18 protein-coding genes and 1 other RNA gene are annotated in these 14,170 nt (G+C 63.6%); 10 read left to right on the plus strand and 9 right to left on the minus strand.

Features of this window, described 5'->3' with window-relative positions; translation table 11 throughout:
- Positions 1 to 17 precede the first annotated feature (17 nt).
- A complete protein-coding gene (locus tag C8J42_RS07405; protein WP_133019497.1) occupies positions 18 to 914 on the minus strand; it encodes a hypothetical protein in 897 nt (298 codons plus the stop codon).
- A gap of 224 nt (positions 915 to 1,138) precedes the next feature.
- On the opposite strand from C8J42_RS07405, the gene C8J42_RS07410 reads away from it, so the two are divergent.
- From C8J42_RS07410 to C8J42_RS07430, 5 genes are all read left to right on the plus strand, one after another.
- Complete coding sequence (locus C8J42_RS07410; RefSeq protein WP_056058187.1) at positions 1,139 to 1,819, plus strand: energy transducer TonB; 681 nt, start codon at positions 1,139 to 1,141, stop codon at positions 1,817 to 1,819.
- A gap of 53 nt (positions 1,820 to 1,872) precedes the next feature.
- Complete coding sequence (locus C8J42_RS07415) at positions 1,873 to 2,667, plus strand: MotA/TolQ/ExbB proton channel family protein (protein WP_120300040.1); 795 nt, start codon at positions 1,873 to 1,875, stop codon at positions 2,665 to 2,667.
- Positions 2,668 to 2,758: 91 nt separating this feature from the next.
- Complete coding sequence (locus C8J42_RS07420; protein ID WP_056058193.1) at positions 2,759 to 3,235, plus strand: biopolymer transporter ExbD; 477 nt, start codon at positions 2,759 to 2,761, stop codon at positions 3,233 to 3,235.
- A gap of 59 nt (positions 3,236 to 3,294) precedes the next feature.
- The gene (locus C8J42_RS07425) at positions 3,295 to 3,723 is read left to right on the plus strand and encodes a biopolymer transporter ExbD (RefSeq protein ID WP_056058196.1); all 429 of its coding nucleotides are present in this window, start codon (positions 3,295 to 3,297) and stop codon (positions 3,721 to 3,723) included.
- A gap of 244 nt (positions 3,724 to 3,967) precedes the next feature.
- On the plus strand, positions 3,968 to 4,327 hold the full coding sequence (locus C8J42_RS07430) for a tetratricopeptide repeat protein (RefSeq protein ID WP_056059539.1): 360 nt from the start codon (positions 3,968 to 3,970) through the stop codon (positions 4,325 to 4,327).
- Between the two features lie 638 nt (positions 4,328 to 4,965).
- Here the strand turns inward: C8J42_RS07430 and dcd are convergent.
- A complete protein-coding gene (gene dcd, locus C8J42_RS07440) occupies positions 4,966 to 5,520 on the minus strand; it encodes a dCTP deaminase (RefSeq protein ID WP_055878967.1) in 555 nt (184 codons plus the stop codon).
- Positions 5,521 to 5,743: 223 nt separating this feature from the next.
- Between dcd and C8J42_RS07445 the strand changes: the two genes are divergently transcribed.
- The 3 genes from C8J42_RS07445 to C8J42_RS07455 all read left to right on the plus strand — a co-directional run bounded on the left by C8J42_RS07445 (position 5,744) and on the right by C8J42_RS07455 (position 9,098).
- The gene (locus C8J42_RS07445) at positions 5,744 to 6,433 is read left to right on the plus strand and encodes an N-acetylmuramoyl-L-alanine amidase (RefSeq protein ID WP_243644179.1); all 690 of its coding nucleotides are present in this window, start codon (positions 5,744 to 5,746) and stop codon (positions 6,431 to 6,433) included.
- A gap of 198 nt (positions 6,434 to 6,631) precedes the next feature.
- Positions 6,632 to 7,016: RNase P RNA component class A (gene rnpB, locus C8J42_RS07450), an RNA gene on the plus strand.
- Between the two features lie 60 nt (positions 7,017 to 7,076).
- Positions 7,077 to 9,098, plus strand: a complete 2,022-nt coding sequence (locus tag C8J42_RS07455) for a hypothetical protein (protein ID WP_133019499.1) — start codon at positions 7,077 to 7,079, stop codon at positions 9,096 to 9,098.
- Between the two features lie 45 nt (positions 9,099 to 9,143).
- Here the strand turns inward: C8J42_RS07455 and C8J42_RS07460 are convergent, their stop codons facing one another.
- Together C8J42_RS07460 and C8J42_RS07465 are read right to left on the minus strand one after the other, a co-directional pair.
- Positions 9,144 to 9,782, minus strand: a complete 639-nt coding sequence (locus tag C8J42_RS07460; RefSeq protein WP_056058200.1) for a carbonic anhydrase — start codon at positions 9,780 to 9,782, stop codon at positions 9,144 to 9,146.
- Complete coding sequence (locus C8J42_RS07465) at positions 9,779 to 11,359, minus strand: SulP family inorganic anion transporter (RefSeq protein ID WP_120300045.1); 1,581 nt, start codon at positions 11,357 to 11,359, stop codon at positions 9,779 to 9,781. Before C8J42_RS07465 ends, C8J42_RS07460 begins: the two co-directional genes overlap by 4 nt.
- Before the next feature lie 216 nt (positions 11,360 to 11,575).
- On the opposite strand from C8J42_RS07465, the gene C8J42_RS07470 reads away from it, so the two are divergent.
- Together C8J42_RS07470 and C8J42_RS07475 are read left to right on the plus strand one after the other, a co-directional pair.
- A complete protein-coding gene (locus C8J42_RS07470; protein ID WP_133019500.1) occupies positions 11,576 to 12,115 on the plus strand; it encodes a J domain-containing protein in 540 nt (179 codons plus the stop codon).
- Positions 12,112 to 12,459: a (2Fe-2S) ferredoxin domain-containing protein gene (locus tag C8J42_RS07475; RefSeq protein WP_133019501.1), complete on the plus strand. Its 348-nt coding sequence runs from the start codon at positions 12,112 to 12,114 to the stop codon at positions 12,457 to 12,459. Before C8J42_RS07470 ends, C8J42_RS07475 begins: the two co-directional genes overlap by 4 nt.
- Before the next feature lie 56 nt (positions 12,460 to 12,515).
- On the opposite strand, the gene C8J42_RS07480 is transcribed toward C8J42_RS07475, so the two are convergent.
- From C8J42_RS07480 to C8J42_RS07500, 5 genes are all read right to left on the minus strand, one after another.
- On the minus strand, positions 12,516 to 12,920 hold the full coding sequence (locus C8J42_RS07480; protein WP_133019502.1) for a SufE family protein: 405 nt from the start codon (positions 12,918 to 12,920) through the stop codon (positions 12,516 to 12,518).
- A 114-nt stretch (positions 12,921 to 13,034) separates the two neighbouring features.
- Positions 13,035 to 13,274, minus strand: a complete 240-nt coding sequence (locus C8J42_RS07485; protein ID WP_056058209.1) for a hypothetical protein — start codon at positions 13,272 to 13,274, stop codon at positions 13,035 to 13,037.
- A gap of 9 nt (positions 13,275 to 13,283) precedes the next feature.
- Positions 13,284 to 13,532 (minus strand): hypothetical protein, encoded by a 249-nt coding sequence (locus tag C8J42_RS07490; protein ID WP_133019503.1) that lies wholly within the window; start codon positions 13,530 to 13,532, stop codon positions 13,284 to 13,286.
- 24 nt (positions 13,533 to 13,556) lie between these two features.
- Positions 13,557 to 13,841 carry a hypothetical protein gene (locus tag C8J42_RS07495; RefSeq protein WP_056058216.1) on the minus strand — a complete coding sequence of 95 codons (285 nt, stop codon included), beginning with the start codon at positions 13,839 to 13,841 and terminating at the stop codon, positions 13,557 to 13,559.
- An 11-nt stretch (positions 13,842 to 13,852) separates the two neighbouring features.
- Entirely contained in the window at positions 13,853 to 14,164 is a 312-nt protein-coding gene (locus C8J42_RS07500) for a hypothetical protein (RefSeq protein ID WP_133019504.1), read from the minus strand.
- Positions 14,165 to 14,170: the final 6 nt, after the last annotated feature.

Raw genomic sequence — 14,170 nt, forward strand, 5'->3', positions numbered from 1 at the left:
CGCCTTCCAAGGGTAGTTCAGCTTTTGCGAGTCCGTCCGCACGGCCCCAGCGCGGCCAAGACGAATGCGTAATCCTCCCGCGCGATCGTTGCATCGGCTGCCTCCAGCGATCCCGTGCTGCGGTCCGGCAAGGCCTGCGGCAAGGCGCAACTCAGCCGGTACCACAGCAGCGTCTCCGGGGCGGGGGGCGCCGCCGATTCGTCGACGATCTCGCTCAAGGCGACCGCCCAGCGTGGCTGTTCGCCGGGGCGACGTAGCACCGACAGCGATACCGGGCGCTGGTCCGCGGTCGTCAGGAAGATCTGGGTCTCGCCTTCACCGGGCAGCGCGCCCGGCACGTGAAACGCGTTGCCGATGCCGGTGATGACCGGCGGCGCATCGCTCGCCAATGCATCGCGGGCGATCTTCCGTGCGCGTGCATCTGCGGTCGGCGTCCAATCCAGCTGCGCGTCGGGCGCGACCAGCTGGACCTGATTTACCGCGCCGGGCACTGGTCTGGCGAAGATCAGCACGCGCGCCTTCTTGAATTTCGGCACCCGGCCGGCTGCGTCGGGCATTACGTCGAGCAGATACCCGATTCGCGGCGGCAGCCCGTCGGCGCCGCGGATCAGCGCGGTGACGTCGACCTCGACATATAGTCTGACATGACCCGCCGCGAGATTTGGTGCCTCGGCCGGCTTGATCTTCGTCGTCGACCGGACGGTCGCGTCGGCGATCACGGGGGCGGAAAGCACTAGGTCGGCGATGTCGGAATATCCAATGCCGCCAGCCGCTTCGCGCTGCACCGCACCCTGCGCCACACCGGCGTCGCCAGTGAAAACCCGGGGTGTAGCCGGGGTTTCCTGAGCGCCGATAGGAGTTGCCGCGATGATGACGGAGAGGGCCGAAGCCGTAACGTGAAAGAGAAGATTCATGTCTTCAGGCTACGCTACGCAAGCTGAACGATACAGAAATAATTCTGCCATCCTATGGTTGTACGTTTGTTGCGTCCGACAAAGCGTTTGCGTGTCGCAGAACGTGGCGATAGGACTTGCTCACTGCCCCGTGGTTATTCCGGCCAACGGCAGACGCATGTGCCGCGTACCCATTGCGGGCACGTGCGTACGGAGCAGGCAGATTAAGGGAGTGTCGTTTCTGAATGGCCTATACTGACCAAAAGATGTCCGGAGGCAAAATCGTCGCGATCGTGATCGTCGCGCTGATTCATGCGGCCTTGGGCTATGCTTTCGTCACTGGCCTCGCGTACCAGTACGTGAAAAAGGCCCAGGAAAAGATGACGACGTTCGACGTGGAGCCGCCACCGCCGCCGCCTCCGCCCGACGAGCCCCCGCCGCCGCCACCCGACCAGCCAAACCTGCCGCCGCCACCGACCACGGTCGTGACGCCGCCGCCAGTCGTGGTAACGCCGCAGCCAGCGCCCGCGCTGACGACGTCGAGCATCATTCCTCGGTTCCAGCCGACGGCACCGCCGTCGCCGCCCGCACCACCAGCGCCGCCGGCACCGCCGCCGACGCCACGTGTCTCGCAGGCTGCTGGTCTCAAGGGTAACCCAGGGCAGTATTTCGGCGCGGACAATTATCCGCCGTCGGCACAGCGCGAGGGTGCTCAGGGTCGCGTTTCCGCGAAGCTGACGATCGGTACGGATGGTCGCGTGACCGACTGTTCGGTGACGTCGTCCAGCGGCAACACGACGCTGGATGATGCGACCTGCCGGATCTCCAAGGCGAGGGTGCGTTTCACGCCTGCCAAGGACGAGAACGGCAATGCCGTAGGGTCGTCGTACCAGCTGAACATCAGGTGGGTCCTGCCTCAGGAATGATCCATCCTACGTCAACCGCACCAGATAAAATTCAGTCAGAGGACTAAGCGAACATGATCACCACCATTCTTGCAGCGGCAGCGCCCGCCGCAGCCGACGCCAACCCGTACGGCCTGCAAGCCGCACTTCGCGAAGGCGGCCTGATTTCGCAGACCGTGTTCGGCATTCTCGTGCTGATGTCGGTCGTGTCGTTCTACATCCTGTTCTCGAAGCTGTTCGAGCAGCAGAAGATCATCGGCCAGGGCAAGCGCGTCCGTCAGGCCTTCTGGTCGTCGAACAGCCTTCGCGAAGGTTCGGCCAAGCTCGAGAAGAACTCGGCCTACAAGCAGATCGTCGACGACGGTCTGGCCGCTCAGGATCAGCATTCGAAGCTGACCGATCCGGTCGAGGCGCATGACTGGCTGCACGGTTCGCTGGCGCGTTCGGAAGCTGCGATCAACTCGAAGCTGGGTGGCGGTCTCGCCTTCCTCGCAACGGTCGGTTCGGTTTCGCCGTTCATCGGCCTGTTCGGTACGGTTATCGGCATCTACCGCGCGCTCGTGAAGATCGGCGCATCGGGTCAGGCATCGATCGACAAGGTCGCAGGGCCGGTCGGTGAAGCACTGATCATGACCGCCCTCGGTCTGGTCGTCGCGGTTCCTGCCGTTCTGTCGTACAACTGGCTGCAGCGCCGCAACAAGTCGATCGCAGAGGACCTGTCGGCCTTCTCGAACGACGTGCTCGGCTTCCTTGCCTCGAACGGCGCAGTGCGTCCGTCGATCGCAACGGCTGCTAAGCCGATTTCGGCCAAGCCTGCCTCGACGACCACGACTGCCGGCCAGACCGGTGGCGTACCGCGCGCCAACTAAGACGCGAAAGGCGGGGCTGCTGTTCGCAGCCGCCCCGCTTCATTGCCGCCGGCGGTTCCGGTGGCGATTATATGGATAGGATAGTTCGCACATGGCGATGAGTGTTGGTGGCGATTCCACCGAGAGTTCGATATCGGACATCAATACGACGCCGCTGGTCGACGTCATGCTCGTGCTCCTGATCATCTTCCTGGTGACGACGACTGTCGCGGTCCAGGCTGTGCAGCTGAAGCTGCCGGATGTTCGGTTCGATCCGACGATGACCAAGCCTGAGAACGTCTCGCTGTCGGTAACGTCGGCTGGCGGACAGTGCCAGGTGTACTGGGGTCTTTCGCCGGTGACTCACGAAGAGCTGCTGCAGCGTGCCGTCGACAAGCTGAAGGCTGAGATCGCACGTCAAGGCGGTGTCAACGCGGCTGGTCTCGAATTGCCCGAGGCTCACATCCGCGGTGACGTGAACGCACCGTATCGCTGCATCGGCGCAACGATCTACACGATGCAGCAGGCTGGGTTCGCCCGCGTCGGCTTCATCTCCGAACCGCCTCCCGGCGGCACCACTGAACGTTGATGGCGAACGCTGATGCCGAACGCTGATGATCGCTCGGACGTATTTAGGAGTAGTATAAGATGGCAATGAGCGGCGGCAAAGAAGATGGCGCGCCGATGATGGAAATGAACATGACGCCGTTGATCGACGTCCTGCTCGTTCTCCTCATCATGTTCATCATCACGATCCCCATTCAGACGCATGCGGTGAAGGTCGACCTTCCGGTCAACAGCAAGAACCAGCCGCAGAATCCGGTCGATCCACAGAAGAACAAGATCTCGATCGATCCCGCCGGTACGGTCGCATGGAACGGTTCGCCGGTCGACGAGGTCACGCTGCGCCAGTATCTGGACCAGTCCGCCGGCATGACGCCAGAGCCCGAACTCCACTTCCAGCCCGATCCCGAATCGAAGTATGAAGTGGTCGATCGCACGCTGGCCGTCATCAAGCGGTCCGCGATCACCAAGCTCGGCTTCATCGGCAACGAGCAGTATCGCAACGCTTTCTAAGTCGTCTGCATACAGTATCGAACGTCCAAAGGGCGGTCCTCCGGGACCGCCCTTTTTTGTTGCGCGGTCGTCGCTGGACGGCGGACGAACCGGAGCCGCGAAACGCGTCATGGTGCATCGAGAGGCGATAATCCGCTCGCGGGACCGAACTTGATCAATGTGCTTGTATGACAGTCATCGAAGTGACACACCGTTGTCACAAAAATGAAACCTTCCGATACGCGAAGGTCAGTGGAGATGGATGATGCGCAAGACCGTCCTGTTCGTTCTAGCAACCCTGGGTGCAGCCACGCCGGCGTTGGCGGACCAGTCCGCGTCGACGGATCGCACTGGCTATGTCGCGATCGCGGCAGGCGACCTGTCGACGGCAGAACAGCGCATCGTCGCCGAGCGGAAAATCTTCCCGCAGCGTCCCGAACTTATGCTCAACCTGGCATCGGTCTATCATCGTACCGGCCGCGAGTCGGAGGCACGCGCGCTGTATGCGGCGGTGCTGGACCGTCCCGCGGTCGCGATGGACCTGCCATCGGGCGCAGTGGCGTCATCGCACGATCTGGCCAGCCGTGCCTTGGCGCGCCATTCGCAGCAGATTGCGACTCGCTGACGACTGGCTCGCGCCGTCCAAGAAGGTCGCGTACTACCTTGTTTCCCCGCGAAGGCGGGAGCCCAGACTGGGTCCCCGCCTTCGCGGGGAAACAAGCTGAGGAAGCGGTTGAACGTATGTGCACAGCGGCGAACAGCTATCAGCCGTAAGGTACGTCACCGTTCGATCTGAGCTCCATGACGGCGGTTGGAAGGTACTGCGATTAGGCGGCAATCCGACGACGTGTTGTGCTCTGTCCGCTTGCGACCTTACGGTCGTTAGCAGCCGGAAACCCCGTCAACCAAGACAAGCATCTCACTACCCCGGCGTAGGCCGGGGCCCAGTTGGGAGCCGCTGCCAACTGAGCGGTGAGCTTCGTCACCGAGATCTCACTACCTGGACCCCGGCCTTCACCGGGGAGGTTGGCTAGAAGAGCCTGCCGTTTACCCACTGCCGACAAGTGGCTGCCAAGTTGCGGGGAGCGTCGCGGAATCGCGCAGTTCGGCGACACGGAGCAATTAGATCAGCTTTGACGCTGAGCAACCGTCTGCCGTGGTCTCGCCCAAGCCCAAGCCCAAGCCCAAGCCCAAGCCCAAGCCCAAGCCCAAGCCCAAGCCCAAGCCCAAGCCCAAGCCCAAGCCCAAGCCCAAGCCCAAGCCCTAAAGCCGCGGCAGCGTCACCCCGCGCTGCCCCATATATTTCCCCGCCCGGTCCGCATAACTCACTTCGCAAGGCTCGTTCCCCTTGAGGAACAGAAACTGGCACGCGCCCTCGTTCGCATAGATCTTGGCCGGCAGCGGCGTAGTGTTGGAGAATTCCAGCGTCACATGCCCCTCCCATTCCGGCTCCAGCGGCGTCACGTTGACGATGATCCCGCACCGCGCATAGGTCGACTTACCCAGGCAGATTACCAGCACGTCGCGCGGCACGCGAAAATATTCGACGGTGCGTGCGAGCGCGAAGCTGTTCGGCGGGATGATGCAGACGTCGGTCTTGCGATCGACGAAGCTGTTCGCGGCGAAATCCTTCGGGTCGACGATCGCGCTGTCGACGTTGGTGAATATCTTGAACTCGTCGGCAACGCGCGCGTCATAGCCATAAGACGACAGCCCGTACGAGATGCACCCGTCGCGGCGCTGCGCTTCGTGGAACGGTTCGATCATCGCATCGCCCAGCGCGCGCTCGCGGATCCAGCGGTCGGACATCACGGACATGGCAACTCCCTTTTCGCGAGCGGCTTTCGCCCGGATGCGGGCGGACGGCAAGAGGGACGCGCCGAATCACATGCAGCCCCGTTCGCGCGCCCCTCACGAAGCGGTTACTTACGCGCGTAGGCTATTGATGCGGTCGAGCGCTGGCGTCACAATGCAGCGTCACGATCGCCGCGATCGAGACTGCGCCGTCGGTGCTGGCCCGACGGCTAAAAGGGAAGCTGGCTTGAAGTTCATCGAGACCCCGTCACCCAATTTCGACGATCGTTCGCTGCCCATCACGATGATCGTGCTGCACTATACCGGCATGAAGGACGGCGCGTCGGCGATCGCCCGGTTGCGCGATCCCGAGGCGAAGGTGTCGTCGCATTACCTGGTCGAGGAGGACGGCACCGTCCTGCGGATGGTCGCGGAGGATAAGCGCGCCTGGCACGCGGGCAAATCGCACTGGCGCGACGTCGACGACGTCAACTCGGCGAGCGTTGGCATCGAGATCGTCAATCCCGGCCACGATTTCGGCTATCGCCCATTCCCGCCCGAGCAGATCGCCTCGGTCGTGGCGCTGGTCGCCGAGATCAAGGATCGCCACGAGATCACGCGCGGCAACATCGTCGGCCATTCGGACATCGCGCCGGTGCGCAAACGCGATCCAGGCGAGCTGTTCCCATGGCACGAACTGGCACGGCGCCGGCTGGCGCTGCCGCGTCCCACCAAGAACTTGATGGATCCCGGCTGGACCGAAGGCGGCTTCTGCCTCGCGCTCGAACGCTTCGGCTATGATGTCGAGAATCGGATGGCGGCGACGATGGCGTTCCAGCGGCGCTTCCGTCCCGAGTTGGTCGACGGTGAGGTCGATGCGGAGTGCCGGTGCATCTTGCTGGCGTTGCTGTTGCCGAAACCAATGGGCGACGACTGACGAACGCTACGGTCTCCCCTCCCTGGAAGGGAGGGGTCGGGGGTGGGTCGGCCAGCTTTTGTCGTAACCGTTCCATGATGCGGAAACCTACTCACCCCCGACCCCTCCCTTCCAGGGAGTGGAGAGCGTTTCGCCTGTAAGAGTGCTCCTACTAAAAACGGTGGTGCATCGCCCGCGCCCGCGCTAGGGCTCGCCTCGCCAGAGGGTCGGGCGGCCGCGGGTGTTTTCGGACACGCGAGGAAAGTCCGGGCTCCGCGAAACGACGGTGCCGGGTAACGCCCGGCGAGGGTGACCTCAGGGAAAGTGCCACAGAGAGCAGACGGCCAACCCTCGGCGCAAGCCGGGGCGGTCAGAGTGAAAGGGTGCGGTAAGAGCGCACCGCGCGCCTGGTAACAGGGGCGGCACGGCAAACCCCACCGGGAGCAAGATCGAATAGGGGTGGCACATGGGCTTCGTTTCAGCTCGTCACCCGGGTTGATTGCTTGAGGCGGCGGGCAACCGTCGTCCTAGAGGAATGGTCGCCTAACTTCCGCATCGAAGGATCGGAAATGGACAGAACCCGGCTTACAGACCCTCTGGCATCCTTCCCCGAACCATTGCAGACTGCGCAGATATAACGCTGGGCTGCGACGTGGGGAATGTAATGCGTATCAAGACGATCGCGCTGTTGAGCGCCGGTATGTTGGCGATGGCGGGTGGGCTAGTCCCCGTTGGCGCCCAGACGCCGCCGTCGACGACGACAATTCAACAGGACTTCGACGCAGCGACAGCGCTGGATGCGAAGGCCGATCGCGCAGCGTCGCTGGCGGCCTGGGAGAAACTGGAAGCGCGAACCAAGCCCGGATCACGCAGTCGCGGGATCGTGCTGGTCCGCAAGGCGCCCACGCTGTTCGCCCTGAACCGCGCCGACGAATCGGTTAAGGCTGCACGGGCAGGGCTCGCCTTGCTGCCGGCCGACGATGCCAGTCTTGCAGAAGACCGGACGCGCGCCTTCCTCATCCTCGGCCAAGTCGCGACCGACACGCTCGATTACGCGGGCGCCGTGACCGCGCTCCAGCAGGCGGAGGCGAGCGCGATCAGCACCGCCGACAAGCTCGGCGCGATGCTGTCGCTGGTGACCGTGCAGATCTTCATCGATCCCACCGCCGCGGCGGTGACGTTGGCACGCAGCGACGCGTTGATCGGCACCGTGAAGCTCGAGAAGAGCGTCGCCGCGCGGTTCGCGCGTGAGCGGACGCTCCTGAAGCTCAACACCGGGGACATCGCCGGCGCCCGCGCCAGCGCGTTGCAGGCGATCCGGCTTCTCGGCGGCCTCGAAACCGACAAGGTCGATATCATGGACGCATCGGCGCGGTCCGATGCCGCGATCGCGTACCTGCTGAGCGGCAACGCGGACGAAGCACGGCGGTACATGGCCTATACCGGTGCGGGACGCATGGTGAAGGGATCGTTCGATCCTGCCGCGGAGATGCGCTCGCCGGATTGTGGCGGCGATGCCGGGCTCAAGCCGCAGGACGTCGCGGTGGTCGAGTTCAACATCGCGTCCGACGGTACGATCGACCAGGCGGCGCCGATCTATGCCGCGGGTGGCGGCCAGGTCGCGCTCGAGTTCGCGCGGGCGGTCAAGGGTTGGTCGTGGCCTGCCGAAAAGGTCCAGGCGATCCCGGCCTTTTATCGCTACCACGTGCGGGTCGAGATGCGCTGTTCGACCGCGTTCGAGCGGCCGTCGATCGACGACGGACTAGACGACGTCCTGGAACAGTGGCTTTCCAGCAAGGGCGTCACGGTCGCTCCTGCACCGACCGGCTCGCAGGCGGCAGCACTCGCCGGACAGCGCGCCGAACTCGCATCGGCGACCGCCCAATCGCCTAATGGTTTGCGTACGCTCGCCGCGATCTATCGCCTGACGAACAATCCTACGGTAGCGCGGGAAGAGCGTGCGGCCTTGGCTGCGCGGGCGCTGTCGATCGCGGTCGCCAACGATGCACCGCCTAGTGCGCGGCTGACGTTCGACCTGCCAGGACGCGTCGATGCGGTGACCGACATCTGGCGGCCGGGGGTATTCGAACGGACGCTGACGCCGATGGTGTCAGAACCCGTTTACGCAAACGATCCCCAGGCGCGAGCGGCGATCAGGCTGATGATGGTCGATGGCGCCGTCGCACGAACGAGGAAGTCGGAGAAGAACGACACCGCGATCGTGACCCTTCGACAAGTGGCGGACGACAAGGCGTTGAAGCCGAACGATCCGCTGCGCGTCGGCGCGCTGATCCGCATCGCATCGATCGAGGAGCGCAACGGCGAGATTGACGCGGCGCGGGCGACATTCGCGTCGAGTGGTCTGACCGCGAACCAGTGCGCGATCATGGATGCGCCACCGAAGATGGTATCCCAGCCGGGATCGGAAGCGTTCCCGATGGAAGCGATGCGTTGGGGCTTTGAAGGCTGGACCCAGGTTCAGTTCGACATCGGCGCGGACGGCAACGTCATCAACCAGCGCGCACTGCTGAGCTATCCCCCGTTCATCTTCTCGGAGGCGGGGACCAAGTTCTTCACCAAGGCCAAATACGCTAAGACGTATCGTCCCGACGGGGGGCTCGGTTGCGGCGCCACGACGACTCGTATCAAGTTCCTGCTGCCAGATTCGGCGCGGCGCGGCTCGTAAGCGAAGACAGCCCCTTCCCACGGCGATGGTGGGAAGGGGGGCTTTCTACACCAACACCTTGTCCGGCCGACCGACCTCTTCGAGCACGGTGGTCGAATCGATCTCCATCATCGGTTTGATCAGCCCGTCGCGGATATCGTAGACCCAGCCGTGAAGCAGCACTTCCTGGCCCCGCGCGAACGCCCCCTGGATCGTCTTGGTGCGCGCGAGCCGGATGAGCTGGTCGCGGACGTTGACCTCGACCAGCCGGTTGACCTTCTGCTCGCGGTCTGGCTGCGCGTCGATTTCGTCGGCATGGTCGTGCAACACGCAGCGCGCTGTCGAGAGCCAGTCGTCGACCGGCCCGGTGGTGCCGCCATCGAGCGTCGCGCGGATCCCGCCGCATGCATAATGCCCGCAGATGATGATGTGCCGCACGCCGAGCACGTCGATCGCATATTGCAGCACCGACATCAGGTTCATGTCGTCGTCGTTGACGAGGTTGGCGATGTTGCGGTGGATGAACATGTTGCCGGGTGGCGTCATCGTCATCTGCTCCGGACCGACGCGGCTGTCCGAACAGCCGATCCACAGGAACTCCGGGTTCTGGCCGACCAGCTGACGCTGGAAGAAGTCGGCGCTCTCCTCGATGATCTCGGCCGCCCACGCCTTGTTGGCGAGCAGGAGTTGCTTGTACTGCCTCATGCGAAACGGACCTCGGTCTGGGGGGCGTTGATCAGCTTGACCGTGCGCATCGCGAGATCGCCGCGGATAAGCACGGTGATGCCGCGATACTGCGCGCCCTTGATGAACGCGTTGATGATGTCGACGTTGTCGAGATCGACATAGCTGGTCGACGACAGGTCGATCAGCAGGTTCGCATTGTCGGGCACCTTGGCGAGCGACTTCTGCAACTCGTATTTATGGATGAAGTACAGGTTGCGTCGCGCGCGGACGAGGCAGTCCTCGTCGTCGCAGGCAAAGGTGATCGCGGTGCGGAAGTTGCGCGCGACGACGAACACGAAGCCGACCGCAAGGCCGATGACGATGCCTTCGAGCAAGTCGGTGAACAGGATCGCAGCCACCGTGACGACGAACGGAATGAACTGCGTCCAGCCCTGCTTGAAGCGCTCGGTATACAGCTTCGGCTTGGTCAGCTTGTAGCCGGTCGCGATCAACACCGCGGCGAGTGCCGACAGCGGGATAAGGTTCAGCACCGCGGGGATCAACGCGACGCTGACCAGCAGCCAGAAGCCGTGCAGGATCGTCGACAGCTTGCTCTCGGCCTTGGCATCGACGTTGGCGGACGAACGCACGATCACCGAGGTTACGGGCAGGCCGCCGATCAGGCCGGACAGGATGTTGCCGCCGCCCTGCGCCATCAGCTCCCAGTTCTTGTCGGTCGAACGACGGCGCGGATCGATCTCGTCGACCGCCTTGACGCTCAGCAGAGATTCGAGGCTGGCGACGATCGCGAGCGTGACCGCGCTGCTCCAGACGATGCCCATCGTGATCCCGGAGAAGTCGGGGAAGGTGAACAGCGACGGGAATTGCGACAGCGTCTGGGTGATCGGCACCTGGACGAGATGCGTCGCCTGGAGCTGCCAATCGGGCTTCACGGCACCAAGCAGCATGTTGCCGAAGATGCCGATCAACACGACCACGAGCGGCCCGGGGACGAAGCGCAGCGGCCCGTCCTTCGGCTTGGCGCCATCCCACCAGAACAGGAAGGCCAGGCTGACTGACGCGATCAGGATTGCGCCGGGGGTCACGGCTGCACTGAGGCTGTCGAAGATCCGCGAGAACGTGTTGATGCCGTTCGCGGTGGTGAATTCGAAGATGCCCTCCGCCTCGCGGTCGAACCCTACGGCGTGGGGGATCTGCTTGAGGATCAGGATCAGGCCTATTGCCGCGAGCATGCCGGTGATGACCGACGACGGCACGAACTCGCTGAGGATGCCGGCGCGGGTCAGCGAGAAGCAGATTTGGAGAACGCCCGCGAGCACGACTGCCATCAGGAACATCTGGTAGCTTGGCATGCTCTCGATCGCGGTCAGCACGATCACGGTCAGGCCGGCGGCGGGGCCGCTCACCGACAGCGGCGATTTCGAGAACAGGCCGACCGCGATACCGCCGACGATGCCCGAGATAATGCCAGCGAACAGCGGCGCACCGGACGCGAGCGCGACGCCGAGACAGAGGGGCAGCGCGACGAGCGCGACGACGATGGAGGCGGGAAGATCCGCGCGCCATGTGGTAAGCTTTGGAATGAGAGTCGGCACCAGGGCTCCTGTCCTTAAGGTGTCGGCCGGGAATACGTCCGCACCGGACGCATCTATCCATGCCACATGACAAATAGTTCATGTTCAGTAATCGATGAACGGTGTCTGACTCAAGTTGGAATGTTGCGACGCGGAAGATTGTCGGATCGGGCAAGTTTACGTCGCGATCGCTGCGTGCGGTTGCGTTGTCCGTGGGGACGCCTATCTCGGACCGCTATGGCTCGAAGCACGACACGATCTTCCGACTGGGGTTTCCCGCGCTGGCGCGAATATGGCGCGAGCACCGAGGCGGTGACCGTCCGGCTGTGCGATCGGCATGGCTGCGACGAGCCCGGCAATTGTCCGGCACCGAAATCGCCCAACAGCCCCGATCGCTGGTATTTCTGCATGAACCACGCGGGCGAATATAATCGTGGCTGGAATTATTTCGAAGGCTTGAGCGCGGAGGAAGCGGCCGAGCGCGAAGCGGCGGAGACGCGCACCGCGGACGGCTACACCGATCCCAAGCATTATGCGTGGGCTGGCTCGGGTGACGGCAGCCGCTCGCGCGACGAGATGCGCGCGCTGGAGGTACTGGACCTCGAGCCCGACGCGACGTTCGAGGACGTCCGCGCGGCGTGGCGGCGGATGGCGAAGGCGAATCATCCGGATGTGCGCCCGAACGACAAGGACGCGGCGAAGCGGTTCCAAGGCGTTCAGGCGGCGTACGAGGTCCTGAAGGTGGCCGAAGATCAGCGGACCTGGAAACCGGAGTGATCCGCGTCCTCGCCAGTCGCTGGCAGGGAAGCGTTCTGGTCTGCGGCAAATGCTCGAAGAAGCTGAATGGCGGGTTTGGCGAAAAGGGCCGGACGCCTCTCGTGAAGCTGTTGCGTCAGACGCTCGGCGTTAAGAAGGGCCGCAAGGCTGACCGAGGCGTGGTCGAGGTGAAGTGTCTTGGCGTGTGCCCGAAGAACGCGGTGGTGATGGTCGATGGCGCCCGGCCGGACCGGTGGATGTTGGTCCCGGCTGGTGCTGATGCCGAAGAGGTCGTCGCTACGCTCAACGAACCCGCTAGCGTGCCCTCACCCTCGCCGCCTCCGGCGTCTCTCCCTCTCCCCTAAGGGGAGAGGGAAGGGGCCCGCGGCCACTTGGCCGTGGGAAGGGTGAGGGCACGGTTTTAGGCGTATCGCTCCGCCGTCTCCCGAATCAGCGCGATCATGTTCGGGATCCCCTGCGTCCGGTTCGAACTCAGCTGCTTGCTCAGATCGAACGGCGCCAGTTCCGCTTTGATGTCCGTCGCGATGATCTGGCCGGGAGCCTGGTCCTGCACCGTCAGCAGAACTAGGGCGATAATCCCCTTGGTGATCGCCGCATTCGAATCCGCGAGGAAGTGCAGGCGACCATCATCGGTCGTGGTCGGATACACCCAAACCGACGCCGAACACCCGCGTACCAACGTCGCATCGGTCTTCAGCGCATCCGGCATCGGTTCCAGCTCTTTGCCGAGGTCGATCAGCAGACGGTAGCGATCGTCGGGTTCGAGAAAGTCGTATTCCTCGCGAATGTCGGTGAGAGTGGCCATTCCTGTCGGGTAGCGGTTCGAAGGTAACGCTTCAACATCATGTTCCCCCGCGAAGGCGGGGGCCCAGTCTGGACCCCCGCCTTCGCGGGGGAACAAGTCTCCCGGTCGGTGGCCCTAGAGATCCACCCCGGCAGCGATCGCCTCGAGCTTCTTGATCCGCTCCTTCAAGTCCGCAATCTCGATCCGCGATCCGGTCGACACCGCGACCGGCATGCGGCCGTCCTGCATGTTATCCAGCTCCATCCGCCGCAGCGAGAGCCATCCGCGCCATCCGGCCAATCCGCCCGCGACGATCATTGCCAACCCTGCAAGGCTCGCCAGCGCCAAGGTGATATAGACGTTCGGTTCGATCATGTCCGCCTCCTAGCGGTCGCGGAGCCGTTCGATCTCTCGGTCGAGATCGACGCTCTTGTGGTTGTCCGTGATCACGCGCTCCAGCACCTGGATCCGCTCCTTCATCTGCTGCACCTCGTCGCGAAGCCGCACCGCCTCGGGATCGTTCATCAATGACGTGCCCTCGGCATGTCGGCCGTTCTTGTGGCGCGATTTGAAGATGCCGGTAATCATCACGATCAGGACGATCATCACGACCATCACCTGTCCACCATTCATGATCTTGTCTCCTAACGGGTCGGTCTAGTTGGCCAGGCGTTCGGTCGCGGGACCGGTATCGCGGAGCAGGTCGATCTCGTTCGAGAGCTCAATCCCACGGTCGGTGACGATCCGTTCGAGCACCCGGACGCGCTGTTCGAGGCGGTCGGTGTGCGCCGCGTATTGTGCGGACTTCTCGGCGATCATCTGCGCGTCGAGTTCCATGCGGCGGTGCCGGTAGGCGAACCAGGGCCTGACGAAGACACCGCCGAAGATCGCGAGCAGTCCGCAGCAGATGCCGAGGATCGGGATGAGCAAGGGGCTGAGCATGGTTGTGTCCTTCAGCGGTCGCGGAGGGCGTCGATCTCGCGAGCGGTGCGCTCGGCGGGATCGGTAGCGATGCGTTCGAGGACTGCGATCCGCTCTTCGAGGCGGGAAACCTGACCGGTGAGGCGCTCATTCTCGCTGCTGAGCAGTTCGACTTTTCGTTCGCCAGCCGGGTCCTGCTTAAGCCCGCCGCCCCAGTTCATCGAGTTGCCCCAGTCGTCGCTCGGCGGATAGCCGTGTTTCGTACGGATCCAGTTGTTGACGATCCAGCCGACGGTCGTGATCGCGATGATGGCGATAATGAAACCTGGTCCACCCCAAGCCATAGTCTG

The sequence above is a fragment of the Sphingomonas sp. PP-CE-1A-559 genome (genome assembly GCF_004340965.1).
In the GTDB taxonomy this organism is placed as follows: Bacteria; Pseudomonadota; Alphaproteobacteria; order Sphingomonadales; family Sphingomonadaceae; genus Sphingomonas.

What these genes read in the sequence shown, in the direction of transcription:
- C8J42_RS07410 (WP_056058187.1), top strand. Translation starts at nt 1,139, where the DNA reads ATGGCCTATACTGACCAAAAGATGTCCGGAGGCAAAATCGTCGCGATC.
- C8J42_RS07480 (WP_133019502.1), bottom strand. Translation starts at nt 12,920, where the DNA reads ATGGCCACTCTCACCGACATTCGCGAGGAATACGACTTTCTCGAACCC.
- C8J42_RS07455 (WP_133019499.1), top strand. Translation starts at nt 7,077, where the DNA reads ATGCGTATCAAGACGATCGCGCTGTTGAGCGCCGGTATGTTGGCGATG.
- C8J42_RS07415 (WP_120300040.1), top strand. Translation starts at nt 1,873, where the DNA reads ATGATCACCACCATTCTTGCAGCGGCAGCGCCCGCCGCAGCCGACGCC.
- C8J42_RS07425 (WP_056058196.1), top strand. Translation starts at nt 3,295, where the DNA reads ATGGCAATGAGCGGCGGCAAAGAAGATGGCGCGCCGATGATGGAAATG.
- C8J42_RS07470 (WP_133019500.1), top strand. Translation starts at nt 11,576, where the DNA reads ATGGCTCGAAGCACGACACGATCTTCCGACTGGGGTTTCCCGCGCTGG.
- C8J42_RS07430 (WP_056059539.1), top strand. Translation starts at nt 3,968, where the DNA reads ATGCGCAAGACCGTCCTGTTCGTTCTAGCAACCCTGGGTGCAGCCACG.
- C8J42_RS07500 (WP_133019504.1), bottom strand. Translation starts at nt 14,164, where the DNA reads ATGGCTTGGGGTGGACCAGGTTTCATTATCGCCATCATCGCGATCACG.
- C8J42_RS07420 (WP_056058193.1), top strand. Translation starts at nt 2,759, where the DNA reads ATGGCGATGAGTGTTGGTGGCGATTCCACCGAGAGTTCGATATCGGAC.
- C8J42_RS07490 (WP_133019503.1), bottom strand. Translation starts at nt 13,532, where the DNA reads ATGAATGGTGGACAGGTGATGGTCGTGATGATCGTCCTGATCGTGATG.
- C8J42_RS07495 (WP_056058216.1), bottom strand. Translation starts at nt 13,841, where the DNA reads ATGCTCAGCCCCTTGCTCATCCCGATCCTCGGCATCTGCTGCGGACTG.
- C8J42_RS07460 (WP_056058200.1), bottom strand. Translation starts at nt 9,782, where the DNA reads ATGAGGCAGTACAAGCAACTCCTGCTCGCCAACAAGGCGTGGGCGGCC.
- C8J42_RS07405 (WP_133019497.1), bottom strand. Translation starts at nt 914, where the DNA reads ATGAATCTTCTCTTTCACGTTACGGCTTCGGCCCTCTCCGTCATCATC.
- C8J42_RS07485 (WP_056058209.1), bottom strand. Translation starts at nt 13,274, where the DNA reads ATGATCGAACCGAACGTCTATATCACCTTGGCGCTGGCGAGCCTTGCA.
- dcd (WP_055878967.1), bottom strand. Translation starts at nt 5,520, where the DNA reads ATGTCCGTGATGTCCGACCGCTGGATCCGCGAGCGCGCGCTGGGCGAT.